General features: G+C 70.5%; 25 protein-coding genes and 2 tRNA genes. 9 read left to right on the top strand and 18 right to left on the bottom strand.

Features of this window, described 5'->3' with window-relative positions; translation table 11 throughout:
- Positions 1–82 precede the first annotated feature (82 nt).
- From ACFT5B_RS00790 to ACFT5B_RS00780, 3 genes are all read right to left on the bottom strand, one after another.
- Positions 83–715: an aminodeoxychorismate/anthranilate synthase component II gene (locus tag ACFT5B_RS00790; RefSeq protein ID WP_386796064.1), complete on the bottom strand. Its 633-nt coding sequence runs from the start codon at positions 713–715 to the stop codon at positions 83–85.
- The gene (locus tag ACFT5B_RS00785; RefSeq protein WP_386796063.1) at positions 712–891 is read right to left on the bottom strand and encodes a hypothetical protein; all 180 of its coding nucleotides are present in this window, start codon (positions 889–891) and stop codon (positions 712–714) included. Before ACFT5B_RS00785 ends, ACFT5B_RS00790 begins: the two co-directional genes overlap by 4 nt.
- A 177-nt stretch (positions 892–1,068) precedes the next feature.
- Positions 1,069–1,893: a DUF881 domain-containing protein gene (locus ACFT5B_RS00780; RefSeq protein WP_386796062.1), complete on the bottom strand. Its 825-nt coding sequence runs from the start codon at positions 1,891–1,893 to the stop codon at positions 1,069–1,071.
- 149 nt (positions 1,894–2,042) lie between these two features.
- Between ACFT5B_RS00780 and ACFT5B_RS00775 the strand changes: the two genes are divergently transcribed.
- Positions 2,043–2,306 (top strand): cell division protein CrgA, encoded by a 264-nt coding sequence (locus tag ACFT5B_RS00775; RefSeq protein ID WP_386796061.1) that lies wholly within the window; start codon positions 2,043–2,045, stop codon positions 2,304–2,306.
- A gap of 109 nt (positions 2,307–2,415) precedes the next feature.
- Here ACFT5B_RS00775 and ACFT5B_RS00770 read toward each other — a convergent pair whose 3' ends face one another.
- Both ACFT5B_RS00770 and ACFT5B_RS00765 read right to left on the bottom strand, forming a co-directional pair.
- Positions 2,416–3,123, bottom strand: a complete 708-nt coding sequence (locus tag ACFT5B_RS00770) for a rhomboid family intramembrane serine protease (protein WP_386796060.1) — start codon at positions 3,121–3,123, stop codon at positions 2,416–2,418.
- A gap of 172 nt (positions 3,124–3,295) precedes the next feature.
- A complete protein-coding gene (locus ACFT5B_RS00765) occupies positions 3,296–3,835 on the bottom strand; it encodes a peptidylprolyl isomerase (RefSeq protein WP_386796059.1) in 540 nt (179 codons plus the stop codon).
- Between the two features lie 93 nt (positions 3,836–3,928).
- Here ACFT5B_RS00765 and ACFT5B_RS00760 point away from each other — a divergent pair, with 93 nt between their 5' ends.
- Complete coding sequence (locus ACFT5B_RS00760) at positions 3,929–4,942, top strand: hypothetical protein (protein WP_386796058.1); 1,014 nt, start codon at positions 3,929–3,931, stop codon at positions 4,940–4,942.
- Positions 4,943–5,008: 66 nt separating this feature from the next.
- Here the strand turns inward: ACFT5B_RS00760 and ACFT5B_RS00755 are convergent, their stop codons facing one another.
- Positions 5,009–5,671 carry a TetR/AcrR family transcriptional regulator gene (locus ACFT5B_RS00755; protein ID WP_386796057.1) on the bottom strand — a complete coding sequence of 221 codons (663 nt, stop codon included), beginning with the start codon at positions 5,669–5,671 and terminating at the stop codon, positions 5,009–5,011.
- 56 nt (positions 5,672–5,727) lie between these two features.
- Here ACFT5B_RS00755 and ACFT5B_RS00750 point away from each other — a divergent pair, with 56 nt between their 5' ends.
- Entirely contained in the window at positions 5,728–6,543 is an 816-nt protein-coding gene (locus tag ACFT5B_RS00750; protein WP_386796056.1) for an oxidoreductase, read from the top strand.
- A 102-nt stretch (positions 6,544–6,645) separates the two neighbouring features.
- Here the strand turns inward: ACFT5B_RS00750 and ACFT5B_RS00745 are convergent, their stop codons facing one another.
- Positions 6,646–7,275, bottom strand: a complete 630-nt coding sequence (locus ACFT5B_RS00745) for a TetR/AcrR family transcriptional regulator (protein ID WP_386796055.1) — start codon at positions 7,273–7,275, stop codon at positions 6,646–6,648.
- Positions 7,276–7,335: 60 nt separating this feature from the next.
- Between ACFT5B_RS00745 and ACFT5B_RS00740 the strand changes: the two genes are divergently transcribed.
- Positions 7,336–7,764: an ester cyclase gene (locus ACFT5B_RS00740; protein ID WP_386796054.1), complete on the top strand. Its 429-nt coding sequence runs from the start codon at positions 7,336–7,338 to the stop codon at positions 7,762–7,764.
- Between the two features lie 140 nt (positions 7,765–7,904).
- Here the strand turns inward: ACFT5B_RS00740 and ACFT5B_RS00735 are convergent.
- From ACFT5B_RS00735 to dnaA, 11 genes are all read right to left on the bottom strand, one after another.
- A tRNA-Ala gene (locus tag ACFT5B_RS00735) sits at positions 7,905–7,980 on the bottom strand.
- A gap of 16 nt (positions 7,981–7,996) precedes the next feature.
- Positions 7,997–8,116 (bottom strand): DLW-39 family protein, encoded by a 120-nt coding sequence (locus ACFT5B_RS00730; RefSeq protein WP_386796053.1) that lies wholly within the window; start codon positions 8,114–8,116, stop codon positions 7,997–7,999.
- Positions 8,117–8,139: 23 nt separating this feature from the next.
- Positions 8,140–8,216: transfer RNA gene (locus ACFT5B_RS00725), tRNA-Ile, on the bottom strand.
- 95 nt (positions 8,217–8,311) lie between these two features.
- Positions 8,312–9,169 carry a DUF3566 domain-containing protein gene (locus tag ACFT5B_RS00720; RefSeq protein WP_386796052.1) on the bottom strand — a complete coding sequence of 286 codons (858 nt, stop codon included), beginning with the start codon at positions 9,167–9,169 and terminating at the stop codon, positions 8,312–8,314.
- 5 nt (positions 9,170–9,174) lie between these two features.
- Positions 9,175–11,814 carry a DNA gyrase subunit A gene (gene gyrA, locus ACFT5B_RS00715; protein WP_386796051.1) on the bottom strand — a complete coding sequence of 880 codons (2,640 nt, stop codon included), beginning with the start codon at positions 11,812–11,814 and terminating at the stop codon, positions 9,175–9,177.
- A 94-nt stretch (positions 11,815–11,908) separates the two neighbouring features.
- Complete coding sequence (gene gyrB, locus ACFT5B_RS00710; protein WP_386796050.1) at positions 11,909–14,014, bottom strand: DNA topoisomerase (ATP-hydrolyzing) subunit B; 2,106 nt, start codon at positions 14,012–14,014, stop codon at positions 11,909–11,911.
- A gap of 188 nt (positions 14,015–14,202) precedes the next feature.
- Positions 14,203–14,829, bottom strand: coding sequence for a DUF721 domain-containing protein (locus ACFT5B_RS00705; protein WP_386796049.1), 627 nt, complete (start codon positions 14,827–14,829; stop codon positions 14,203–14,205).
- A complete protein-coding gene (gene recF, locus ACFT5B_RS00700) occupies positions 14,819–16,075 on the bottom strand; it encodes a DNA replication/repair protein RecF (protein ID WP_386796048.1) in 1,257 nt (418 codons plus the stop codon). Before recF ends, ACFT5B_RS00705 begins: the two co-directional genes overlap by 11 nt.
- Positions 16,076–16,157: 82 nt before the next feature.
- Positions 16,158–17,060, bottom strand: coding sequence for a phosphogluconate dehydrogenase (NAD(+)-dependent, decarboxylating) (gene gnd / locus ACFT5B_RS00695; RefSeq protein ID WP_386796047.1), 903 nt, complete (start codon positions 17,058–17,060; stop codon positions 16,158–16,160).
- Positions 17,061–17,145: 85 nt separating this feature from the next.
- The gene (gene dnaN, locus ACFT5B_RS00690) at positions 17,146–18,276 is read right to left on the bottom strand and encodes a DNA polymerase III subunit beta (RefSeq protein ID WP_386796046.1); all 1,131 of its coding nucleotides are present in this window, start codon (positions 18,274–18,276) and stop codon (positions 17,146–17,148) included.
- Between the two features lie 418 nt (positions 18,277–18,694).
- Complete coding sequence (gene dnaA, locus ACFT5B_RS00685) at positions 18,695–20,227, bottom strand: chromosomal replication initiator protein DnaA (RefSeq protein ID WP_386796045.1); 1,533 nt, start codon at positions 20,225–20,227, stop codon at positions 18,695–18,697.
- A gap of 708 nt (positions 20,228–20,935) precedes the next feature.
- On the opposite strand from dnaA, the gene rpmH reads away from it, so the two are divergent.
- The 5 genes from rpmH (at position 20,936) to ACFT5B_RS00660 (ending at position 23,520) form a co-directional block, all read left to right on the top strand.
- Positions 20,936–21,073 carry a 50S ribosomal protein L34 gene (gene rpmH, locus ACFT5B_RS00680; protein ID WP_036955291.1) on the top strand — a complete coding sequence of 46 codons (138 nt, stop codon included), beginning with the start codon at positions 20,936–20,938 and terminating at the stop codon, positions 21,071–21,073.
- 9 nt (positions 21,074–21,082) lie between these two features.
- The gene (gene rnpA / locus ACFT5B_RS00675; RefSeq protein ID WP_386796044.1) at positions 21,083–21,430 is read left to right on the top strand and encodes a ribonuclease P protein component; all 348 of its coding nucleotides are present in this window, start codon (positions 21,083–21,085) and stop codon (positions 21,428–21,430) included.
- On the top strand, positions 21,427–21,735 hold the full coding sequence (gene yidD, locus ACFT5B_RS00670; RefSeq protein ID WP_386796043.1) for a membrane protein insertion efficiency factor YidD: 309 nt from the start codon (positions 21,427–21,429) through the stop codon (positions 21,733–21,735). Before rnpA ends, yidD begins: the two co-directional genes overlap by 4 nt.
- Before the next feature lie 41 nt (positions 21,736–21,776).
- The gene (gene yidC, locus ACFT5B_RS00665) at positions 21,777–22,925 is read left to right on the top strand and encodes a membrane protein insertase YidC (protein ID WP_386796042.1); all 1,149 of its coding nucleotides are present in this window, start codon (positions 21,777–21,779) and stop codon (positions 22,923–22,925) included.
- Positions 22,926–23,016: 91 nt separating this feature from the next.
- The gene (locus ACFT5B_RS00660) at positions 23,017–23,520 is read left to right on the top strand and encodes a protein jag (RefSeq protein ID WP_386796041.1); all 504 of its coding nucleotides are present in this window, start codon (positions 23,017–23,019) and stop codon (positions 23,518–23,520) included.
- Positions 23,521–23,654: the final 134 nt, after the last annotated feature.

The following is a 23,654-nucleotide window of genomic DNA, read 5'->3' as shown; positions in this document are numbered from 1 at the left end:
GGCCCGGTACCTCCTCGCGGAGGTGCCGGGCCGTCGTCGTGGGTGGCGGTAGGCGGCGCGCCGGGCGGGTACGCGCCCGGCGTCAGCGGCGCACGAGCGGCGCGAGACCCTCGGAACGCGCGACCGCGTCGTCGGACCCGCAGACCTCGAGCCAGTTGGCGAGGAGCCGGTGCCCGCCCTCGGTGAGGACGGACTCGGGGTGGAACTGGACGCCGTGGAGCGGCAGCGTGCGGTGCTGCAGCCCCATGACGACGCCGCTCGCGGTCTGGGCGGTGATCTCGAGCTCGTCGGGCACGGTGTCTCGCACGACGGCGAGCGAGTGGTAGCGGGTCGCCGTGAAGGGGTCGGGCAGGCCCGCGAGGACACCGGTTCCGTGGTGCTCCACGAGGCTCGTCTTGCCGTGCATGAGCTCGGGGGCGTGGGTCACGGTCGCGCCGAAGGCCTCCCCCAGCGCCTGGTGGCCGAGGCAGACCCCCAGCAGCGGGGTGCCCGACGCCGCGCAGTCCCGGATGACGTCGAGCGAGTCGCCCGCGCCCTTCGGGTCGCCGGGGCCGGGCGAGATCAGCACGCCGTCGAACCCGCCCCGCTCCGCACGCGGCGGGACGGCGTCGTTGCGCACGACGACGGTCTCGGCGCCGAGCTGGTCCAGGTAGCCGACGATCGTGTAGACGAACGAGTCGTAGTTGTCCACGACGAGGATGCGGGGGCTGCTCATGGGGTGGCTCCAGGGGTCGTGTCCACGACGGTCTGCTCGTCGAACGGCATGTAGGGCTCGAGCGCGGGGAACACCCAGCGGAAAAGGACCACCACCACGAGGGCGGCGAGCACGGCGAGCAGGACAACGCGCAGCCACGCCGGGCCGGGCAGGAGCCGCCACAGCGCTCCGTACATGCGCAATCCTCGGTTCGTCGGACAGATCGGTTTCCCAGTATCCCCCACCGCTCCCGGCTCACGGGGCCCCTTCCACCGCGAAGTACCCCGGCACCCCGCATACCTCGCGAAGTACCCCGGCATCCCGCATACCTCGCGAGGTACCCCGGCATCCCGGGGTACTTCGCGGAGGACGGGTCAGCGGGAGGCGTCCCCGAAGGGGTCCGTGCCCTTTGGCACGCTCGCGTACTGCAGGCTCGGCGGAGGGGCGGCGGGCAGCGACAGGTCGTCGTCGTCCTTGACCTTCCAGCCCAGGTCGACGGCCTGCACGTACTGCTTGTAGATCGCGATCTCGGGCGAGCGGTCGAGCGCGGCGCGCAGCGCATCCTGGTCGCCGATGGCGGTGACCTTGAACGGCGGCGAGTAGAGCCGGCCGCCGAGCGACAGGACGTTGCCGACGCACCGGAACGCCGTCGTCGCGGTGACGCGCTGGTCCATGAGCATCATCGCCTCCGCTCCCCCGGACCACAGCGCGTTGATGACGGCCTGGACGTCCTGCTGGTGGACCACCAGGTCGTCGGGGGTGATCTCCGCCGGGTAGTTGCCCGTCGTGGGTGCGTCCGTGAGCGAGACGACGACGCCAGGTCCCGTCACGCCGACGAGCCCCGCCTCGACGCCGCTGTTCTCCATGGTGGTGGCGTCCCCCGTGGGAACGGCACCCGGCTGCGCCGCGGTGAGGCCGTCGACCTCCGAGCGCAGGGCGTCGACCCGGCCGGACAGCCCGTCGGCGCGGTCCTCCTCCGACTGGACGAGCTGGGGCAGGTCCTCGGGGTGCCGCCGCTCGGTACCGCGTGCGAGCTGGGCGGACGCGGTGAACAGGACCCCGGCGAGCGCGAGGACGAATGCGACGGAGAGGGCAGCGCGGACACGGCGAGGGGCGAGCCGGGCGCGCATCGTCGACACGAGGCGGCGCGCGGCGCGGCCGCCGTCGCGTGGCGCCTGCTCGCCCGCTCCGGTGGTCATGGCGCCCATTGTCGCAGGGGTGGCACGGTGCTCCCTGCACGGACCGCTACGCTGGGGTCCTGCCTGGCGGGGGTCGACGACGACGCCCACCAGACGGACCGCCCGACAACGAACGCCGGCCACGGCCGCCAGAGCAAGGAACTCTCCTCGTGCCCGAGTCCAAGCGCCGCAAGAAGAAGTCCGCCGGCCCCTCGGAGACGGTCGCCGTCTCCGCCCGCCACCAGACCGGCAACCCCGCGTGGTTCGTCCCCGTGGTGCTGGGGCTCATGATCGTGGGGCTCGCGTGGGTCGTGGTCTTCTACCTGACGAGCGGCAAGTCGGACCTGCCGATCCCCCCGATCGGCCGGTGGAACCTCGCGATCGGCTTCGGGCTCATGATCGCCGGCTTCGGGATGCTCACGCGCTGGAAGTGATGCGTGGCGATGTCCCCAGCGGTGGACGACGGTGTGGATAACTACACGCATGTAACTCCACACCTGTGAGTAACCCTGGGGAGAGTCGCCTTCCCTGTGGATAACCGGGTCAGACGGACGCGTACTTCAGCACGGACAGCACCACCAGCAGGACGAGCAGGAGCGCCGACGCGCCCCAACCGACCAGCGCACGACGCTCGCGCGGCGCGTACGCGAAGGCTGCACCGAGGGCGAGCCCGGCGATCATGCCGCCCAGGTGCGCCTGCCAGGCCACGTTCGCGATGAAGAACCCGAGTGCGAAGTTCACGACGATCAGGCCGACCATCTGGGTCGCCTGCATCCCCCGCTGACGCAGCACAGGGATCGCGGCGCCGAACAGACCGAAGACGGCGCCCGACGCACCGATCGCGGCGGTGTACCAGGCCTGGTGCCTGGGCCCACCGGCGAGCAGCAGCACCCCGACCGACCCGGCCAGCGCTGTCAGCACGAACAACGCGAGGAACCGCGCCCGCCCGAGCAGCGGCTCGAGGAACTGGCCCATGATCCACAGCGCGTACATGTTGAACAGGATGTGCAGCGGGTTGGTGCTGTGCAGGAACGCCGTGGTGAGGAACCGCCACGGCTCGTGCTGCGCGATGAACGGTGCGAACGCCCACCGTTCGGTCCACGAGCCGTCGGTCACGAGCTGGAGGATCCAGCTCACCGCGCAGATCCCGATGAGGGTCAGCGTGACGACGGGACGACCGGAACGCAGCGTGGCGCCGTAGACGCCGCGCGGCGTGGGGGCGTTCTTCTTCCCCTCGCGGACGCAGTCCACGCACTGGATGCCGACAGCGGCGGGACGCTGGCACTCCGGGCACGCCGGCCTGCCGCACCGCTGGCAGCGCACGTACGAGACCCGGTCGGGGTGACGCGGGCAGACGGGTACCTCGGCGGGAGCAGGACCGCCCGGCCCCTGGGGGCCGGGCGGCATCGGCGTGGAGATGGTGTCAGTCCTCGATCGTCACCGACTGGAGGACGATGTCCTCGACCGGGCGGTCCCCCGGGCGCACCGGCGTCTTGCCGATCGCGTCGACGACGGCGCGGCTCTCGTCGTCCGCGACACGGCCGAAGATCGTGTGCTTGCCGGTCAGCCAGGGCGTGGCGACGGTCGTGATGAAGAACTGCGAGCCGTTGGTGCCCTCGACCTCGCCCGTGATCGGGTTGCGGCGCTTGCCGGCGTTCGCCATGGCCAGGAGGTACGGCTGGTCGAACTGCAGCTCGGGGTGGATCTCGTCGTTGAACGTGTAACCCGGGCCACCGGTACCGGTGCCGAGCGGGTCACCGCCCTGGATCATGAAGTCGTCGATGACGCGGTGGAAGATCACGTCCGAGTACAGCGGGTCGTTGCGCTCGGCCCCCGTGCGGGGGTCCGTCCACGTCTTGCTGCCGGTGGCGAGCCCCGTGAAGTTCGCCACCGTCTTGGGTGCGTGGTTCTCGAGGAGCTCGAGCCGGATGTCCCCGGCGCTCGTGTGCAGGGTTGCGAACATGTCCCCCATTCTCGCATGCGAGCCCTGTGGACTCGGTGGCAGAGTGGGAGGTCAGCGACCGACATCAGGACAGCCTCAGGAGAGGGAGCACCCATGGCCAAGCGCACCGCGGTGGACACCGAGCACCTCAAGGACCAGGCGGCGCAGCTCGCCGGTCAGGCACAGGACGCGGCCTCGGCCGCCAAGGACGCCGCGATCGCAGCCAAGGACTGGACGACGCCACGCGTCGAAGCGTTCCTCGACTGGCTCAAGCCGCGCCTCGAGGACGCCTACCACCAGAGCCTCCAGGCCGCGGCGCCCCAGGTCGAGAAGGCCGCCGTGAAGGCCGGTCCCGTGATCGACTCGGCGCACGACCGCCTCATCGACGAGTTCCTGCCCCGCATCGTGGCGCGCATCAACGCCCTCGCGGCCCAGGCCGGCGAGGGCGCGGGCAAGGCGACCAGCGTCGGGCTGACGGCCGGCGCGGACGCCCTCAACAAGGCGCCGGAGAAGGTCGCGGAGGTCGCCAGGGCGGCGGCCGAGTCGGTGGGTGCCGAGACGGTGGGTGGGGCGGAAGCGGTCCGCAAGGCGGTCGGCTCCTCGAGCGGCCGAGCGGCCAAGATCGCCGAGTCCGCCGACGGCGGCGGCAAGTCCCACAAGAAGTGGTGGTTCTTCGGCCTGCTCGTCGCCGGGCTCGCTGCCTTCGGCGCCTGGCGTCGCTCCCGCCCCCAGGTCGACCCGTGGGCCGAGCCGGGCCCGACGCCGTCGCACAGCTTCGGCGCGTTCGTCGACAACACCAAGGAGGCCGCGGGAGACGCCGCGGAGGCCGTCGGTGAGGCAGCCGGCCTGACGGTGGCCCGGGGCCGCGAGGCGCGGGACAAGGTCGCCGACGCTGCCGGTGACCTCGGCGAGAAGGTCAGCGACGCGACCGACGACCTGACCGACAAGGTCTCGGACGCCGTCGACCAGGCCGTCTCCGCCACCAAGAAGGCGGCCTCGAAGGCCACGCCGCGTCCGCGCAAGCCCCGCGAGTCCAGTGCGCCGGCGGCCTCGGACACGGTCGAGTCGGCCGCGGACAAGGCCGCCGAGACCATCACCGGCGTCGACTCGGAGGACAAGGAGTCCTGACGTTCCCCGGCACCGCCCGCCGCGACCTCGGGTCGCGGCGGGCGGTGCTGCGTCACGCCGCGCTGCTCAGTCGCTCACCGTCGAGACCCCGCGCAGGACGGCGTCGAGCGCGAACTCCAGCTCCGAGCGCGGGTCCGACACGTCCTGGGCCGGTGCCGCGGCGAGGGCCGGGTAGCGCGCCGCGACCGCTTCGCTGAGCCACGGGACCGGCTCGGTCTCGCGCAGCCCCCGTTCGACGCCGGCGTGGGCGCGCACGATCCCGTCGAGCAGCAGCGCGAGGCGCAGCGCGTCGACGGCGACGTCGTCGGGGATCTCCCGGACGAGCGCGTCGATCCAGCCGTAGACGTGCGGCTGGCGGGGCATCCCTGCCGGTCGCACGTCGCTCAGCCACGGATGGGCGGCGTAGCGCTCAGCGAGCCGGTGCGCCCAGTCGCGGCACGCCCGGCGCCAGTCGGGCCCGAGGTCCCGCGGCGGCTCCCCCACCGCGACGTCGACCATGAGCTCGACGAGGGTCGCCTTCGAGTCCGCGTAGCGGTAGATCGCCGTGGTGGTCATGTCGAGGCGCGCCGCGACCCGCGCGAGCGAGACCGCGTCCAGACCCCCCTCGTCGGCCAGCACGACGGCGGCGGCGGCGATGTCCTCGGGCGTCCAGCGGGCCTTGGGCCCGCGGTTGGTCGCGGTCTCGACGCCCCAGAGCAGCCGAAGCGCGCGATCCTGTTGACTGTGCATGTCGTTCACTGTAACCTCCTCTTATTGTGAATGATGTACACAGAAAGGGTAGTCGCATGTCTGTCGCACTCGTCACCGGAGCCTCGTCCGGGATCGGCGCACGCACCGCCGAGCTCCTTGCCGCGCAGGGGCTCACCGTCTTCGGCGCCGCACGCACCACGGCGGCCATCGCCCGGCTCGACGGCGTGACGCCCGTCTCCCTCGACCTCACCGACGAGCCGTCGATATACCGGGCCGTCAACGCCGTGACGGACGCCGCCGGATCGATCGACGTGCTCGTGAACTGCGCCGGGTACGGCGAGTTCGGGAGCGTCGAGGAGACCTCGCTCCACGCCGCACGTGCCCAGCTCGAGGTCAACGTCCTCGGCGCGGTCGGGCTGATCCAGGCGGTGCTGCCAGGGATGCGCGAGAAGGGCAAGGGCCGGATCGTCAACGTCTCCTCGCTCGCCGGGGAGTTCGCGGCGCCGCTCGGGGGCTGGTACCACGCCTCGAAGTTCGCGCTCGAGGCACTCTCGGACTCGCTCCGCGGGGAGGTGGCGCAGTTCGGCATCGACGTGACGCTCGTCCAGCCCAGCTATGTCGACACCGACTGGCACGACACCGCGATGGACCACCTCGACGCCGCGTCCGGCGACGGGCCGTACGCCGGCATGGCCGCCGCGATGCGTCGCTACTTCACCGGCGCCGCGATCAAGAAGCAGACCTCGAGCGTGGAGGACGTCGCGGCGCTCGTCGCGAAGGCCGCCGTCGTCGACCGCCCGCGCACCCGGTACCGTATCGGCCCCGGTGCCGGCACCGCGGTCGCGCTGGCCACCGTGCTCCCGGACCGCGCCTTCGACGCCCTGACGCGCAAGCAGTTCGGCTACGCCTGATCCTCTCCCCCGCCGTCCGTCGACCGTGCGGAACCGAGCTGAGTCTCGGCCTGGCCGATGAGGCACGGAGTGTCCCCGATGACGAACCCGAGATCGTCGGAACTAGGCGATCGAGTCCAAGCTGCCCACCAGCTGGGCTCCGAGCCACGCCTCGTATTCGTCGGGACTCCACCCGTGGACCCCGACAAGCTGGGCATAAAGCCGGTACATCGTCAGGGCGTCCAGTGCAGCAGCCAGTCGTGCGGTGTCGATGGCGAGTCCGAAGTCGTCGACAAGCGCGCGGGAGAACGCAGAGATTCCTGCTTGACGGCGACTCTCCGCCGGCTGGATCTCGACCTTGATGGACAAGTCGGTGCGTACCGCGTCTTGGTCGATCTGTACGACGTCACCCGTGAGTTCCCATCGGAGACGAATCGAGTGCGCGAAGGTGGCGAGTCTTCCCTCGACGGTGGCCGCAGCCATGGCCTCGCGCCTCGCGACCTCTGCCTCGGGGAGATCCACCACCATCCAGCGCAGCTCGGTCAGGATCGCTGACTTGCTGCCGAAGACGGCGTAGACGGTCTGGACCGCGACCCCCGCCTCCGCCGCCACCGTCTTGAGCGTGGTCGCGGCATACCCGTCGCGGAAGAACAGGCGCCGGGCGGCTGTGAGGATACGGCTGCGCGTGACCGCCGCCTGCTCCTGCCGGAGCGTCGGCCGGCTCGGTGGATCGGCAGGGGTCTTGACAGACACCCGGATAGAGTAACACTCTATTTGAATAGAGTCTGGCTCTATCTCAAGGGGATGAGAGACATGGATCCGATCGATGTTGGTGAGCGCTTCCGCCGGATCGTCGAGGAAGGAATTGGTGCCGGCGACGAGTCGGTGCTGGACGCCTTCATGGCAGCCGACGTCGAGGAGCACCAGCGCGGGAACAACGCGGGTCTTGAAGGGGCAAAAGGCGTGAGCCGGGTCCTGCACCGCTGGATGAGCGACTTCTCGCTCACCGTCGAGGACCTGGTCGTCTCCGGTGCCATCGTCTGGACCAGGAATCGAGCCCGCGGCGTGAACACCGGCTCCGTCATGGGCTTCCCTCCCACGAACCGGCCGGTCGAGGTCGACGTCTTCGACGTGGGACGGTTCGAGGACGGGAAGATGGTGGAGCACTGGGGTGTGGCCGACCAACTTGGGCTGCTGCTGCAGGTCGGCTTCGACCCCCGCAACGCGCCCAGCCACGCCTGACGAAGAAGCGACCGGCGACGTCAGAAGAGGGCGACGGCATCGAGATCAGCGAAGACGACAGGGCGGCGATGCGACTCGGAGAGTCGTTCGCCGCCCTGGTCCCGGTTCGACCGCCGTGCGGAGGTCGGACCGGTGTGAGCTGGTGGAGCCAAGGGGACTCGAACCCCTAACCCCCTGCTTGCAAAGCAGGTGCGCTACCAATTGCGCCATGGCCCCGGACACGGAGCCGGTGTCACTCGAAGGTGTCGGTGACCTCGGCCCAGAGATCGCGTGCGCCGCCGTCGTCCCGGAGCTTGCGCCAGACGACGATCCCGACGCCCGCGGCGATCAGGAGCAGCAGGAGCTTCTTCATACGTCCCCCTTCGATGGGTTCGGTGGTGGGCCTAAGAGGACTTGAACCTCTGACCTCTTCGTTATCAGCGAAGCGCTCTAACCGTCTGAGCTATAGGCCCGTAGCCGCGCAGTTCGTCGCGACCGTGGTGAACGGCCGTCGGCGGGGTTGCGGCGCACTGAGACTACCCCAGGTGCGCCGCCGCGCCCAAACCGATCAGTCGTCCGTCAGCGTGACGTGCACCCCACCCACGAGCGCTGCGGCGATGTTGTACAGGAACGCACCGAGCGTCGAGAGCGCGGTGATGAGCACGATGTTCGCGACCGCGATCAGCGTCGCGAGCGACATGGTCCGGGAGAACGCCACGTACTGGAGCACGTTCACCTGCGTCTCGTCGCCGACGACCGACTCGACGAGGTCGTTGACGTTCGCGAACAGGTGCATCCCGTTGAGGATCGTCCAGACGACGGCGGCCGCCACGACCGTGATGATCCCGATCGCGATCGACAGCAGGAACGCCATCTTCATGACCGACCACGGGTTGACCCGGGAGACCACGAGCCGCACGCGGCGCGCCGACCCGGCGTGTGCCGCCGTCGGCTGGATCGAGGGCTGCGCCTGCGCCTGGACCTGCGGCTGCGGCTGAGCCGCCTGAGCGCCCGCGTAGCCGGCCGCGCCGGCGTACGCGTACTGCTGCTGGCCCTGGGGCTGCTGCGCGGCCGCCGGCTGGGCGGCGGGACGTGCCTGCTGGGTCTGCGCCGGCGCCGAGGCGGACGCCACGACGGGCGTCGCGCCGGTCTCGAGGCCGCCCTCGCCCGTCACCACGGAGGTGACCTTCTTGGCGGCCTTCCGCATCGCGGCGAGCGTCGAGGTCACAGCACCGGTCCCGCTGTCGCTCGTGGCGTCCGTCTGCGCGGAACCCTGGTAGCGCTGGTGCGTGCGGTCGTCGGTGGCGACGGACGACGGCGGCGGGGGCGGGACCGCGACGGGACCCCGCACCGTCGGCAGGTCGGGCCGGGGCGCGGGCGCCTGCGGTGCGATCGCCGGGGGAGCGGTGTGCTTCTCGTCGGTCATCCGGCTCATCCTCGCATCGTCGTGTCGGTGCCGGCTGACCCTGCGTCACCGGCATCGCCCGTGGGGGCGTCGGCGCCGTCGTCGGGCACGGCCTGGTCGGTCGCTTCCACGGTATCCCGATCGTCACCGAGGTTGCGCTCGACGTTCCGAGCCACCCCGATGATGCGATCGCCCTTGTCGGGCTTCGCGAACGTGACGCCCTGGGTGGAACGGCCGGTCGGGTTCACCTCGTCGACGGCGGAGCGCACAATCTTTCCACGCTCCATGATCACGAGTACCTCGTCGTCGCGGTCGACCACGAGAGCCCCCACAAGGTCTCCACGTGATGCGGGCAGGTTCGCCACCTTGATGCCCAGGCCGCCACGGGCCTGGACGCGGTAGTTCTCCACGGTGAGCGCGGTCCGCTTCGCGAGCCCGCCCTCCGTGACGGTGAACAGGTAGGCGTCCTCGCGCACGACGTCTGCGGCGAGGAGCTCGTCGTCCTCCCGGAACTTCATGCCGGTGACGCCCGACGTGGCCCGTCCCATCGGCCGCAGCGCGTCGTCCGTCGCGGTGAAGCGCACGGACTGGCCCTTGCGGGACACGAGGATGAGGTCGTTCCCGGCGTCGACGAGGAGCGCGGCGACGAGCTCGTCCGCGCGGCCCTCGTCGTCCTCCCGCAGGTTGATCGCGATCAGGCCGCCCGACCGGGGGGAGTTGTACTCCTGCAGCCGGGTCTTCTTCACGAGCCCGCGACGGGTCGCGAGCACGAGGTACTCGGCGGCGTCGTAGTCGGGCAGCGCGAGGACCTGGGCGATGCGCTCGTCCGGCTGGAACGCCATGAGGTTCGCGACGTGCTGGCCCTTGGCGTCGCGGCCGCCCTCGGGCAGCTCGTACGCCTTGGCGCGGTACACGCGGCCGAGGTTCGTGAAGAACAGCAGCCAGTGGTGCGTCGTCGTGACGAAGAAGTGGTCGACGATGTCGTCCTCGCGCAGCTGCGCGCCACGCACGCCCTTACCGCCTCGCCGCTGCTGGCGGTAGTTGTCGCTCCGCGTCCGCTTGGCGTAGCCGCCGCGCGTGATCGTGACGACGACCTCCTCCTCGGCGATGAGGTCCTCGATCGAGACGTCGCCGCCGTAGGGGAGGATCCTCGTCCGGCGGTCGTCGCCGTACTTCGCGACGATCTCGTCGAGCTCTTCCTGGACGATCTCGCGCTGACGCTCGGGCGAGGCCAGGATCGCCTTGTACCCGACGATGAGGTTCTCGAGCTTGTCGTGCTCGTCGATGATCTCCTGGCGCTGCAGCGCGGCCAGACGGCGGAGCTGCATGTCGAGGATCGCGCGGGCCTGGATGTCGTCGACGCCCAGCAGCTCCATGAGGCCGTCGCGCGCGGCGTCGGCGTCGGGGGAGCGGCGGATGAGCGCGATGACCTCGTCGAGCTGGTCCAGCGCCTTGAGGTAGCCGCGGTAGATGTGGATGCGCTTCTCGGCCTCGCGCAGGTCGAACTGCGTGCGGCGGACCACGACCTCGATCTGGTGCGCGACCCAGTGCCGGACGAACGCGTCGAGCGACAGCGTGCGCGGCACGCCGTCGACGAGCGCCAGCATGTTGGCGCCGAACGTGTCCTGCAGCTGCGTGTGCTTGTACAGGTTGTTGAGGACGACCTTCGCGACGGCGTCGCGCTTGAGCACGATGACCAGGCGCTGGCCGGTGCGGCCCGAGGTCTCGTCCTTGATGTCCGCGATGCCCTGGATGCGGTTCTCGCGGACGAGCTGGGCGATCTTCTCGGCCAGGTTGTCCGGGTTGACCTGGTAGGGGAGCTCGCTGACCACGAGGCACGTGCGGCCCTGGATCTCCTCGACCTCGACCACGGCGCGCATCGTGATCGACCCGCGACCCGTGCGGTAGGCGTCCTCGATGCCCTGCCGGCCGAGGATCGTCGCGTGGGTGGGGAAGTCCGGTCCCTTGATGCGCTCCATGAGCGCCTCGAGCAGCTCCTCCTTGGTCGCCTCCGGGTGGGCGAGCGCCCAGCGCACGCCTTCCGCGACCTCGCGCAGGTTGTGCGGCGGGATGTTCGTCGCCATGCCGACGGCGATCCCCGCCGAGCCGTTGACCAGCAGGTTCGGGAAGCGCGAAGGGAGGACCGACGGTTCCTGCGTCTTGCCGTCGTAGTTGTCCTGGAAGTCGACCGTGTCGCGGTCGATGTCGCGGACCATCTCCATGGCGATCGGCGCCATGCGGCACTCCGTGTACCGCGGAGCCGCGGCCGGGTCGTTGCCGGGCGAGCCGAAGTTGCCCTGCCCCGCGACCAACGGGTAGCGGAGCGACCAGTCCTGGACCAGCCGGACGAGCGCGTCGTAGATCGCGCTGTCGCCGTGCGGGTGGTACTTGCCCATGACGTCGCCGACCACGCGCGAGCACTTGTTGAACCCGCGGTCAGGGCGGTAGCCGCCGTCGTACATCGCGTAGAGCACCCGGCGATGGACCGGCTTGAGTCCGTCCCGGACGTCGGGCAGCGCGCGCGTCACGATGACGCTCATCGCGTAGTCGAGGTACGACCGCTGCATCTCGACGTTGAGGTCGACGGCCTCGATGCGCCCGTGCAGGACGGCGGTGCCGTCCCCGGTCGGCTGCTGCGGCTGGTCGTTCTCAGGGGTGTCGGTCACGAAATTCCTCTGTTCTCCTCGTGGGGCCTGGGCACTGCTGCGTCTTGTACATCGGCTGACGATCGCGTCGAGATCATGTACAAGACGACAGAGATCAGATGTCCAGGAACCTCACGTCCTTCGCGTTGCGCTGGATGAAGCTGCGCCGCGACTCCACGTCCTCGCCCATGAGGACCGAGAAGACCTCGTCCGCCGCGGCCGCGTCGTCGAGCGTGACCTGGAGCAGGGTGCGGTGCTCCGGGTCCATCGTCGTCGTCCACAGCTCGGTGTAGTCCATCTCCCCGAGACCCTTGTAGCGCTGGATCCCGTTGTCCTTGGGGAGGCGCTTGTTGTGGGCCTGGCCGTCCGCGACGACCGCGTCACGCTCACGGTCGCTGTACACGTAGTCGTGCTCCGCGTTCGACCACTTGATGCGGTACAGCGGCGGCTGCGCGAGGAACACGTGCCCGTTCTCGATGAGGGGCCGCATGTAGCGGAACAGGAGCGTCAGCAGGAGCGTGCAGATGTGCTTGCCGTCGACGTCCGCATCAGCCATGAGCACGATCTTGTGATAGCGCAGCTTCGCGAGGTCGAAGTCCTCACCGATCCCGGTCCCGAAGGCCGTGATCAGCGCCTGGACCTCCTGGTTCGAGAGAGCCTTGTCGAGGCGCGCGCGCTCGACGTTGAGGATCTTGCCGCGGATGGGGAGGATCGCCTGGTTGTGCGGGTTGCGCCCGCGCACCGCGGAACCGCCCGCCGAGTCACCCTCGACGATGAAGACCTCGCAGTCCTCGGGGCGGTTCGACTGGCAGTCCTTGAGTTTGCCGGGCATGCCGCCCGACTCGAGCAGGCCCTTGCGGCGCGTCGCCTCGCGCGCCTTGCGGGCCGCCACACGAGCCGCCGACGCCTGGATGGCCTTGCGGATGATGTCGCGCGCCTCGTTCGGGTGCGAGTCGAGCCAGTCGCCGAGCTGCTCGTTCACGACGCGCTGCACGAACGTCTTGGCCTCGGTGTTCCCGAGCTTCGTCTTGGTCTGGCCCTCGAACTGGGGCTCGCCGAGCTTGATCGAGAGGACGGCCGTCAGCCCCTCGCGGATGTCGTCACCCGTGAGGTTGTCGTCCTTCTCCTTGAGGATGCCCTTGTCCTTCGCGTACCGGTTGATCAGCGAGGTCAGCGCGGCACGGAAGCCCTCCTCGTGCGTCCCGCCCTCGGTGGTCGTGATGGTGTTGGCGTAGGTGAACACAGACTCCGAGTACGCGGTCGTCCACTGCATCGCGATCTCGACGGAGATGTGCTTGTCGGTGTCCTCGGACTCGAAGTCGATGATCTCCGGGTTGACGATCTCGACACGCTTCGCGGCGTTGAGGTGGCGCACGTAGTCCGTCAGACCGCCGTCGTACCGATAGCTCACGGTCATCGCGCCGCTCTCGGTCGTGGTCACGGTGTCGGCCGGGACCTGGGGCGGCGTGTCGTCTCCGGCCGCCGGCGCACCCACGACCTCGTCTGCCAGGACGTCGTGGTGCTGCGTCCGCTCGTCCGTGAGCGAGATCCGCAGGCCCTTGTTGAGGAAGGCCATCTGCTGGAAGCGCGCCCGCAGCGTCTCGAAGTCGTACTCGGTGGTCTCGAAGATCGTCGGGTCGGCCCAGAACGTCTGGGTGGTGCCCGTCTCGTCGTTCTCCTCGCCGCGCTCGAGCCCGGTGACCGGCGTACCGCCGTCCGCGAACTCCTGGCGCCACACGTAGCCCTCGCGACGGACCTCCGTGAGCACGCGGGTCGAGAGCGCGTTGACCACGGACACGCCCACGCCGTGCAGACCGCCGGAGACGGCGTAGCCGCCCCCGCCGAACTTGCCGCCCGCGTGGAGGATGGTCATGACGACCTCGACGGTGGGCTTGCCCTGCGTCGGGTGCATCCCGACCGGGATGCCGCGCCCGTTGTCGGCGACGCGGACGCCGCCGTCGGGGAGGATCGTCACGTCGATGTGGTCCGCGTAGCCGGCCAGCGCCTCGTCGACGGAGTTGTCGACCACCTCGTACACCAGGTGGTGCAGGCCCCGTTCACCCGTCGAGCCGATGTACATGCCCGGCCGCTTGCGGACGGCCTCCAGACCCTCCAGCACGGTGATGGCGCTGGCGTCGTACGTGCCGCCCGGCGAACCACCTGTCGTCTCGGAACCTGGGTTACCGGTCGTTTCCGTCACGTGCGACAACTCTCCCGTCATGACTCGCGCGTGGACGTCACCACCTGTCGTGCTCGTGACACTCGGGCCGGCCGTTCACCAGCCTGGTGCCGGCGGCGGAGGTGGTGACCCACGCGCGTCTGTACACCACACAGTCTACCTGGGAATCGCTGGAAACGCCCGGAAGCGGGCCCTTATCCACAGCGATCTCCACAACCTCCACGCGGCCCTCAACCCCACGTGTCACGGGCCCCCCGGCCCTGCACGGAACGGCGTCCGCGGCGGAAGCTCGGGCCCCCGGGACCGAGCACGCGCACCTGCTCGACCACCCCCGCGCCGACCTCCCGCGCCAACGCCTCGAGGAGCCTCGGCGCCAGCAGCTCGACCTGCGTCGCCCAGGCCGTCGAGTCGGCCCGGACGACGAGCACCTTGTCGTCGAAGGACTCCGGCACGCAGTGCGCCGCGACCGACTCGCCCACGACCTCCGGCCAGCGCCCGACGACGCCCCCGACCGACACGCCTTCGACCCACCCCCGGGCCTTGAGCAGGTTCGCGAGCACGTCGGCCACGAGCTGGGGGTCGCGGCCCCCGGGGTTGTGGACGCGCTGCGGTCCGTCCGCGACGAGCGGGCGCCGGACGACGCCCGGACGCAGCCCCTTGGCCCGCGCGGCCTGCTTGGCGCGCGCCAGCGCCTCGCGCGCGACCTCGTGCGGGGGAGTGAGGTCGTCCGCGACCTCGTGGACCGGGAGGGCCGGGTCGCGGGGCTGCGCGTCGTCGTCGGGCGCGGCGGGACCGCGCCCGTCCCGGCCCGAGGGCTCGGGATCGGGGACGTCCGGGCGCCGCTCGTCACGGGACACGCGTGACCTCACCCTGGTGGACGTCGAACCGCGCTCCCACGAGGCTCGCCGGGACGTCTCCCGCGACCGCCGCGGTGATGAGGACCTGCCGGGCATCGGCGACGAGGTCTGCCAGGCGGTCCCGACGGCGCGCGTCGAGCTCGGCGAACACGTCGTCCAGCACGAGCACCGGTTCGCTGTCCTCGGCCCAGCCCGCACCGAGCGGGTCGGCCCACGGCGCGTCGTCGCCGCCGCCCGGGCCGACGGGCAGCGTCGACGGTCCCGCCGTGAGGAGGCGGTACGACGCCAGCCGCAGCGCCAGCGCGAACGACCACGACTCACCGTGGCTCGCGTAGCCCTTCGCCGGCAGGTCGCCGAGGCGGAGCTCCACGTCGTCGCGGTGCGGACCGACGAGGCACACCCCGCGTTCGAGCTCCCTGGGGCGCAGCTCGGCCATGGCGGCGAGGAGCGCGGCCTCCGCGTCGGCGGGGCTCGGGATGGCACCCTCGTCCGGGAGCCCGGGCGACGGGCGGTACGTGGTCGCTGCGGCCCCCTGGCCGGCGCTCACGGCCTCGTAGGCGTCGTGGACGTACGGCGTGAGGGCGGCCACGAGACGTGCCCGCAGCGCGACGATCTGGCCGCCCAGCCCCGCAAGCTTCGCGTCCCACACGTCGAGGGTCGACAGCTCGGACGACGGCGCCTCACCGTCCTCGGGTGGCGGGGGAGCGGTCCGGCCCCGACCGCGGCCGAACCGTGCCGATCCCGCCGACTTCAGCAGCGCCGACCGCTGCCGCACCGTCCGCTCGTAGTCCTGCAGGACGCCCGCCATCCGGGGCACGAGGAGGACGGTCAGGTCGTCGAGGAACCGTCGTCGACCGTCGGGATCGCCCTTGACGAGGGCGAGGTCCTCCGGGGCGAACACGACCGTGCGGACCAGCCCGAGCACGTCGCGCGGTCGCGGCACCGGGGCACGGTTGATCCGCGCCCGGTTCGCCTTCCCGGGCACCAGCTCGAGGTCGATGGTGCTCGCCCGGTCGCCCCGCACCACCCGGGCACGGACGACGGCGCGGCTCGCCCCGGCGCGGATCAACGCGGCGTCCGTCGGCGCCCGGTGGCTGCGCAGGGTCGCCAGGTAGCCGACCGCCTCGACGAGGTTCGTCTTGCCCTGGCCGTTCGGGCCCACGAACGCGTTGACGCCGGGCTCGAGCTCGAGGTCGACCGACGGGTACGACCGGAAGTCCGTCAGGGAGAGGTGGGAGACGTACATGACGTGCTGCGTCGTCGTCGGGGCGGGGAAGCGGGCGGGACGAGGGCGGACGGCGTCCCCGAGGTCGCCGCGGACGCGCAGGTCACGAGCCCGCGGGCTTCACCGCGTGGCCGCCGAACTGCTGGCGGAGGGCCGCGACCGCCTTGAGCGCGGGGGAGTCGGGCTGTCGCGAGGCGAACCGGGCGAACAGCGCGGCCGTGATCACGGGGAGCGGGACGGCGTTCTCGATTGCCTCGTCGACGGTCCACCGACCTTCACCCGAGTCGTCGACCCAGTCGTCGATGGCAGCGAGGTCCGGGTCCTCCTCGAGGGCTTTGACCAAGAGGTCGAGCAGCCAGGAACGGATCACCGTGCCGCGGCTCCACGCGCGCAACGTGCCGGGCACGTTGGTGACGATGTCCTTGGCCTCGAGCAGCTCGTAACCCTCGGCATAGGCCTGCATGACGCCGTACTCGATGCCGTTGTGGACCATCTTCGCGTAGTGGCCCGCGCCGACCTCGCCGGCGTGCACGAAGCTCTCCTCGCGCGGCCCCTCGGGACGCAGCGCGTCGAACACCGGCAGGAGCGCCTCGACGTGCTTCGCGTCCCCACCGGCCATGAGCGCGTAGCCGTTCTGCAGGCCCCACACGCCGCCCGACACGCCGACGTCGACGTACCCGATCCCGTGCTCGGCCAGGGCCGCCGCGTGGAGCTGGTCGTCCGTGTAGCGCGAGTTCCCGCCGTCGACGACGACGTCACCCGGGCCCAGGAGGCCGGCGAGCTCGTCGATGACGCCCTGCGTGACGGCTCCTGCGGGGACCATGACCCAGACCGCCCGGCCGCCCTCGGGAAGAGCCGCGACGAGGTCCGTGAGCGACGCGACGTCGGACACGTCGGGGTTGCGGTCGTAGCCCGTGACGGTCAGGCCGGCGCGGCGCAGCCGCTCGCGCATGCCCGCACCCATCCGGCCGAGCCCGACGAGTCCGAGGTGGCGGACGGGTTCCATGGTCGCTCCGTTCCTGCTCGGGCTCGTCGGTCCGGGCGTGCTGATGAAGGTCGGTGGTCCGTTCGCCCCGTCCGCGGACGCGCGGTCAGCTCGCGAAGCGGATCGGGACGAGGAGGTACCGGTAGTCGGAACGCTCGACACCGTCGAGCGAGTCCTGGCCGGTGAACTCGACGGGCTTGTTCGGGTGCGTGAAACCGAAGCGCACGAAGTCGGCGCCCAGGGCACCCAGGCCGTCGAGGAGGAACTGGGGGTTGAAGGCGACCGAGATGTCGTCGCCCTCGAGCTTGGCCTCGAGCGCCTCCGACGCCTGCGCGTCGTCGCCCTGGCCCGCGTCCAGGACGACCTGGCCGTCGGTGAACGACAGCCGGATCGCGGTGTTGCGCTCCGCGACCAGCGCGACGCGCTTCGCGGCGTCGATCAGCGGCTGGGTCGCGACCACCGCGTGGATCGGGGTCTCGTCGGGGAACAGCCGCCGCACGGGCGGGTAGTCACCGTCGACCAGGAGCGACGTCGTCCGGCGGCCGCCGGCCTCGAAGCCGATGAGGTCGACGCCCTGCCCCGTGGACAGGGCCACGTCGACGTCGCCGGAGGCGCCGAGCGACTTCGCGACGTCGGAGAGCGTGCGGGCACGGACCAGCGCGACGGTCGAGAAGTCGGGCCACGCCGGCTTCCAGGTCAGCTCCTTGAGCGCCAGCCGGTACCGGTCGGTCGCGAGCAGCGTGACCTTCTCGCCCTCGATCTCGACGCGCACGCCGGTGAGGAGGGGGAGCGTGTCGTCCCGGCTGGCGGCGACGCTGACCTGCGCGACCGCGTGCGTGAGGTCCTCGCCGGACACCGAGCCCGAGGTCTCCGGCATCGCGGGGAGCGCGGGGTAGTCCTCGACGGGCATGGTGAGGAGCGTGAACCGGCTCGCACCGCAGGTCATCGTGATCTTCGAGCCCTCGAGCGCGACGTCGACCGGCTTGTCCGGCAGCGAGCGCGAGATCTCGGCGAGGAGCCGACCCGAGACGAGCGCACGTCCTGCCTCGGCGACGTCCGCGGGGACCTGGGAGCGTGCGGAGACCTCGTAGTCGAAGCTCGCGAGGCCGAGGACACCGCTGGCGTCGGCGTCGAGCAGGACGCCCGCGAGGACGGGCGCCGGAGGACGCGTGGGCAGCGTGCGCGCGGTCCACGTGACGGCTTCGGCGAGGACGTCACGCTCGACCCGGAACTTCATGCCACTCCCTCTTCGGTGCCAGCCCTGCTCTGTGGCGCCGACCGGGTGCGGTACGAGCGCGCCATTCCTGGAAGCACCCTACGCGACAGGACCGACACCGTCAGCCGAGCCGTGCGCCCGGGACCACCGCACGCTCTGACGGCGCGTGGCGGCCCCTCGGAGATAGGTCTCGTCGTCGTCATAGCCCTTGTGCAGACTGTGGAAGACGTGTCTCGCCGCAGGTCAGAGGTTCTCCACCCCTGTGGACATCGTGGGGGATCGGATGTCGACAAGTCGCGCCCGATGTGGACGTCCGATCCGTGCACACATCGCGTCCACCGCCGCCGGCCGCCGGTCCACAGGCTCACGGACCGCCGTCCACATTCATCCACAGGCTTGTGCACAAGTGTGAACAACGTCGAAGCGGGCAAAACGTTCGTCAGCCGCGATGCTGCTGCTTGATCCGGCTCGTCAGCTCCGTGACCTGGTTGTAGATCGAGCGACGCTCGGCCATCTGCTCGCTGATCTTGCGGTTCGCGTGCATGACCGTGGTGTGGTCGCGGCCCCCGAACTGCTGGCCGATCTTCGGCAGCGACAGGTCCGTCAGCTCGCGGCACAGGTACATGGCGATCTGCCGGGCGGTCACGAGCACGCGCGAGCGCGAGCTGCCGCACAGGTCGTCGATCGTCAGACCGAAGTACGCGGCCGTCTGCGCGATCACGCTCGCGGCGGTGATCTCGCCGGCGTCGTCGTCCGTGATGAGGTCCTTGAGGACGATCTCGGCCAACGACTGGTCGACCGGCTGGCGGTTGAGGTTCGCGAACGCCGTGACGCGGATCAGGGCGCCCTCGAGCTCGCGGATGTTCGTCGAGATCCGGCTCGCGATGTACTCGAGCACGTCGTCCGGGGCGTCCAGGCGCTCCTGGAGCGCCTTCTTGCGCAGGATCGCGATGCGGGTCTCGAGGTCCGGCGGCTGGACGTCCGTGATGAGGCCCCACTCGAACCGGGACCGCAGGCGGTCCTCGAAGCCGTTGAGCTGCTTGGGCGGCAGGTCGGAGGTGATCACGACCTGCTTGTTTGCGTTGTGCAGCGCGTTGAACGTGTGGAAGAACTCCTCCATCGTCTGTTCCTTGCCCTGCAGGAACTGGATGTCGTCGATGAGGAGGACGTCGACGTCGCGGTAGCGCCGCTGGAACGCCCCCGCCTTGCCCTCTCCGATCGAGTTGATGAAGTCGTTGGTGAACTCCTCCGAGTTCACGTACCGCACCCGGACGTTCGGGTAGAGGCTCTGGGCGTAGTGGCCGATCGCATGGAGCAGGTGGGTCTTGCCGAGGCCCGAGTCGCCGTAGATGAAGAGCGGGTTGTACGCCTTCGCCGGAGCCTCCGCGACCGCGACCGCGGCCGCGTGCGCGAACCGGTTGGACGCGCCGATGACGAACGTCTCGAACAGGTACTTCGGGTTGAGCCGGCTGTTCTCGCCGAGCGGCGCGGACGGCTCGGCGTGGCGAGGCGCGTGCTGCGCCGCCCGCATCCCGCCCGGCGCGCCGGCGTCGGGCAGCGGGACCGTGGTGCCGAAGGCGGCGTGCGTCCCGGCGAGCGGCGCGCGGTCGGCGTCCTCCTCGACACCGGGGCGGGCCGTGGCCGCACCCGCGGCCGAGGTGGCAGCCTGGCGGACGAACGGCTCGACGTCGGCGTCGTCGATCTGCAGGTCGGGGTCGACCGAGATGGCGAGCTTGGGTTCGTACCCGAGGACGCCGGCCAAGGCCCCGACGAGGTCGGCGCGGAGGTTGGTTTCGATGAAGGAGCGGATGGGCTCGTCCGAGACCTTGAGGAAGACCGTGTCGTCGATGTGCGCGAGGGGGGCCACCAGCCGGACGTACCCCCGCTGGCGAGGCGTGACGTCCGGGTCGCTCTCGAGCTGTGCTCGTGCTGCGGACCAGACCGCGGCGATGGTGGCTGGCTCGTTGGGCACGGTCGAGATCCTTCGGGACGACGGGTGGTGGCGGTCTGCTGGGTAGTCCTCCGTCGAGGCAGGACGCCCGTGTGATGCCGTCGACGACGGCCCCGGCGCGGACTCGGAGGCAGGCGTGCCGGACCGCTCGCGGGGCTGGTTCAGTCTGCCACGGAGGATCGCTGTCCACATAGTTGTCCACAGCTTGTGGGTAACAGGGTGACGTCGTTCACACCACGGTGGACGGTGGATGGACGTTGTGCAAACGCTGGGATCGCACCGCTGCGGTCCAGACTTGTCTCAGCCCCGGGACCTGCGGAGACGGAGATTCCCACAGGAGCTGTGGATGACGGAGCGGTGCTGCGCCCCTCGTCGTCCCCAGGTGTGGAAAGAACCCGTCGGCAGAGTCCGTTCTCGCTCTGGCACGCTGGGGGCAGCGCATGCGCTGAGGCGGCCGCTCGTACCCGTCGACCGCACGCGGGGCGGTGCTGGTGGCCCCGAGCGGGCTGGCGCCGGGTCGCGCCAGGCCGCGTTTGACCCGCCAGCCGGTCGTGACGTAGCGTGGGACAGCCGTTCTGGGCTTTCTTGGCGTGCCCGCGCACTCACTTCGCGTCGCGCGTGCCCCGGTTGTGTGGCAAGCACGACGCGAGTCCCGGAGCAACAGACGTGTACGACCGCGATCCCTGGCGTTGCTGGGGACGCACCCTCCCGACGTTCTTGGAGAGCCCCGTGAGCAAGCGCACCTTCCAGCCGAACAACCGCCGCCGCGCGAAGACCCACGGTTTCCGTCTTCGCATGCGTACCCGCGCCGGCCGCGCCATCCTCTCGGCCCGCCGCCGCAAGGGCCGCGCCGAGCTCTCCGCCTGACCCTCGACGGTGCTGCCCGCAGCGCACCGCCTCCGTCGTCCGCAGGAGTTCAGCGGAACCGTTCGGACGGGGGTTCGCGCGGGACGGTCGACCTTGGTGGTCCATCTCGCTCCCGCAACAGGGGGCGGACCTACCAAGGTCGGCTTCGTCGTATCCAAGGCCGTAGGGAACGCCGTGACCCGTAACCTCGTGAAGCGCCGCCTCCGGGCCGCGTCGCTCCCGGTCGTCGGCATGCTTCCGGCTGGCACGGCGGTCGTCGTCCGCGCGCTGCCCGCGGCGGCCGATGTCAGCTTCACCGTCTTGTCGGACGAGCTTGACGGGGCCGTACGCTCCGCCCTCCGGAAGGTCGCTCGATGAGCCTCGCCAGGACGCTCCCGCGCCGCGTGCTCATCGCACCGATCCGGTGGTACCAGCGCTTCGTCTCACCCATGCGGCCGGCCACCTGCAAGTACTACCCCTCCTGCTCGAGCTACGCCGTCACGGCGGTCGAGCGGCACGGGATCCTCAAGGGACTCGTCCTGGCCGCCTGGCGGCTCCTCCGCTGCAACCCCTGGAGCAAGGGCGGCGTCGACGACGTCCCGCCGCTCGGGGAGTGGCGTTCGCCGACCCTGCACGAGGGTCAGCACACCGACCACCACCACCTGTCTGGCACTGCGGTCTGATGCCGCGCCACGGGAACCCCCGAACCAGGGAGCTCTGACACATGTTCGACACGATCCTCGGGCCCATCGAGTGGGCCGTCGCCTGGATCATGTACGCCTGTCACTGGGTACTGACTCACATCGGTTTCTCCGAAGGGCCCAGCTTTGCGTGGGTTCTGTCGATCGTCGGGCTCGTGATCGTCATCCGGATAATCCTGATCCCGCTCTTCTTCCGGCAGATCCGGGCGTCGCGCGGCATGCAGATGATGCAGCCGGAGCTGCAAGCCATCCAGAAGAAGTACAAGGGCAAGAGCGACCCGGCGTCCCGCGAGGCGCTCTCGCGCGAGACGATGGCGCTGTACCGCAAGCACGGGACCAACCCGTTCGCCTCGTGCCTTCCGATCCTGCTGCAGTCGCCGATCTTCTTCGCGCTGTTCCGCGTGCTCAACCACCTGCCTCAGATCGCTGACGGCGACAGAGGCGCGATCGGGCCGATCAACTCCTCGGTCGCGCACGACATCGAGACGTCACAGATCTTCGGTGCCCAGCTCTCGGACGTGTTCAAGAGTGCCGACGGCACCAACGCGAAGGTCGCGGCGGCGGTCCTCATCGTCGCGATGTGTGCGACGACCTTCTTCACGCAGCGTCAGCTGACGATGAAGAACATGCCGAAGGCGGCGCTCCAGGGGCCGATGGCGCAGACCCAGAAGCTCATGCTCTGGGGCTACCCGGTGATCTTCGCCATCTCGGGCATCAACTTCCCGATCGGTGTTCTCGTCTACTGGACCACGACGAACCTCTGGTCCATGGGGCAGCAGTTCTACACGATCAAGCGCATGCCGGCGCCGGGCTCCGAGGCCGAGCGCATCTACAAGGAGAAGAAGGCAGCGCGCGACCGCGCCAAGGGGATCATCCCCGAGGAGCCCCTGATCATCGAGGCGCCCCGCGGTCAGCGTCAGCAGCCCAAGCGCAAGGACCGGAACCGCGGTCCTGCGAAGCCGGCCGGCGCCGTGGCCGAGTCGAACGTCGCTGCGGAGCCGCCCGCGACCGCCGCGGACGAGGCTCCCGCGCGGGGGGCTTCGACGAGTCAGGCCGCGAAGTCGGCTGGTGCCAGCGGCACCAAGCAGGCGGGCAAGCCGAGCGGCTCGGCCGGCACGGCGAAGCAGCGGCCGGCAGGGCCCGGGTCGGGCAAGAAGCGCAAGAAGCGGTAGCACCCGCGCCGCTTCCGCGGCCTGAGATCCCCTCGACCAGGCGCTGCAGCGTCGCAGCGCTGGCCGTCCGCTTGTACTGAAGGAGAATCACATGACGTCCTCCGAGACGCACCCCGCCGAGCCGGGCCCGACGAAGCGGCTCGAGGAGGAAGGCGAGATCGCCGCCGACTACCTCGAGGAGCTCCTCGACATCGCCGACCTCGACGGCGACATCGAGATCGACGTCGAGAACGACCGGGCGGCGGTCGAGATCGTCGCCGACGACGCGGCGGCGCTGCGGCACCTCGCCGGTGCTGATGGCGAAGTTCTCGAAGCTCTCCAGGAGCTCACGCGGCTCGCCGTCCAGACCAAGACGGGGGAGCGCAGCCGCCTCATGCTGGACGTCGCGGGCTACCGCGCGCGGCGCCGGGCTGAGCTCGTCGAGATCGCCACGTCAGCCATCGCGACGGTGAAGGAGACGGGGAAGGAGCTTGCGCTCGATCCCCTGAACGCCTTCGAGCGCAAGGTCGTGCACGACCAGGTCGCGGCCTCAGGCCTCACGAGCGACTCGCGAGGCGTCGAGCCTCAGCGTTACGTGGTGGTTCTGCCGGTGTGACCGGGTGCAGTCGGTGAGGGTCCAGTCGCGGGGGGGGGGGGGGGGGGGCGCGCCCCCCCCCCCCCCAAACACGGGCCCGCCCCGGGGGCCCGCCGGGTGGCCCCCCGGGGGGGGCGCCCCCCCCAAACACCAAA

This window comes from Luteimicrobium sp. NPDC057192, from assembly GCF_042670205.1.
Taxonomy (GTDB): domain Bacteria; phylum Actinomycetota; class Actinomycetes; order Actinomycetales; family Cellulomonadaceae; genus Luteimicrobium.
The sequence above is the reverse complement of the archived record's forward strand: the minus strand, read 5'-3'. Positions and strand labels throughout refer to the sequence as shown.

Excerpts from the sequence above, each read along its gene's own strand:
- ACFT5B_RS00785 (WP_386796063.1), bottom strand. The coding sequence starts at position 891 with ATGTACGGAGCGCTGTGGCGGCTCCTGCCCGGCCCGGCGTGGCTGCGC.
- ACFT5B_RS00660 (WP_386796041.1), top strand. The coding sequence starts at position 23,017 with ATGACGTCCTCCGAGACGCACCCCGCCGAGCCGGGCCCGACGAAGCGG.
- ACFT5B_RS00755 (WP_386796057.1), bottom strand. The coding sequence starts at position 5,671 with ATGCACAGTCAACAGGATCGCGCGCTTCGGCTGCTCTGGGGCGTCGAG.
- recF (WP_386796048.1), bottom strand. The coding sequence starts at position 16,075 with ATGTACGTCTCCCACCTCTCCCTGACGGACTTCCGGTCGTACCCGTCG.
- ACFT5B_RS00765 (WP_386796059.1), bottom strand. The coding sequence starts at position 3,835 with ATGTTCGCAACCCTGCACACGAGCGCCGGGGACATCCGGCTCGAGCTC.
- gnd (WP_386796047.1), bottom strand. The coding sequence starts at position 17,060 with ATGGAACCCGTCCGCCACCTCGGACTCGTCGGGCTCGGCCGGATGGGT.
- ACFT5B_RS00720 (WP_386796052.1), bottom strand. The coding sequence starts at position 9,169 with ATGACCGACGAGAAGCACACCGCTCCCCCGGCGATCGCACCGCAGGCG.
- ACFT5B_RS00740 (WP_386796054.1), top strand. The coding sequence starts at position 7,336 with ATGGATCCGATCGATGTTGGTGAGCGCTTCCGCCGGATCGTCGAGGAA.
- gyrB (WP_386796050.1), bottom strand. The coding sequence starts at position 14,014 with ATGACGGGAGAGTTGTCGCACGTGACGGAAACGACCGGTAACCCAGGT.
- ACFT5B_RS00730 (WP_386796053.1), bottom strand. The coding sequence starts at position 8,116 with ATGAAGAAGCTCCTGCTGCTCCTGATCGCCGCGGGCGTCGGGATCGTC.
- ACFT5B_RS00760 (WP_386796058.1), top strand. The coding sequence starts at position 3,929 with ATGGCCAAGCGCACCGCGGTGGACACCGAGCACCTCAAGGACCAGGCG.
- ACFT5B_RS00750 (WP_386796056.1), top strand. The coding sequence starts at position 5,728 with ATGTCTGTCGCACTCGTCACCGGAGCCTCGTCCGGGATCGGCGCACGC.
- dnaN (WP_386796046.1), bottom strand. The coding sequence starts at position 18,276 with ATGAAGTTCCGGGTCGAGCGTGACGTCCTCGCCGAAGCCGTCACGTGG.
- yidC (WP_386796042.1), top strand. The coding sequence starts at position 21,777 with ATGTTCGACACGATCCTCGGGCCCATCGAGTGGGCCGTCGCCTGGATC.
- ACFT5B_RS00780 (WP_386796062.1), bottom strand. The coding sequence starts at position 1,893 with ATGACCACCGGAGCGGGCGAGCAGGCGCCACGCGACGGCGGCCGCGCC.
- yidD (WP_386796043.1), top strand. The coding sequence starts at position 21,427 with ATGAGCCTCGCCAGGACGCTCCCGCGCCGCGTGCTCATCGCACCGATC.
- ACFT5B_RS00790 (WP_386796064.1), bottom strand. The coding sequence starts at position 715 with ATGAGCAGCCCCCGCATCCTCGTCGTGGACAACTACGACTCGTTCGTC.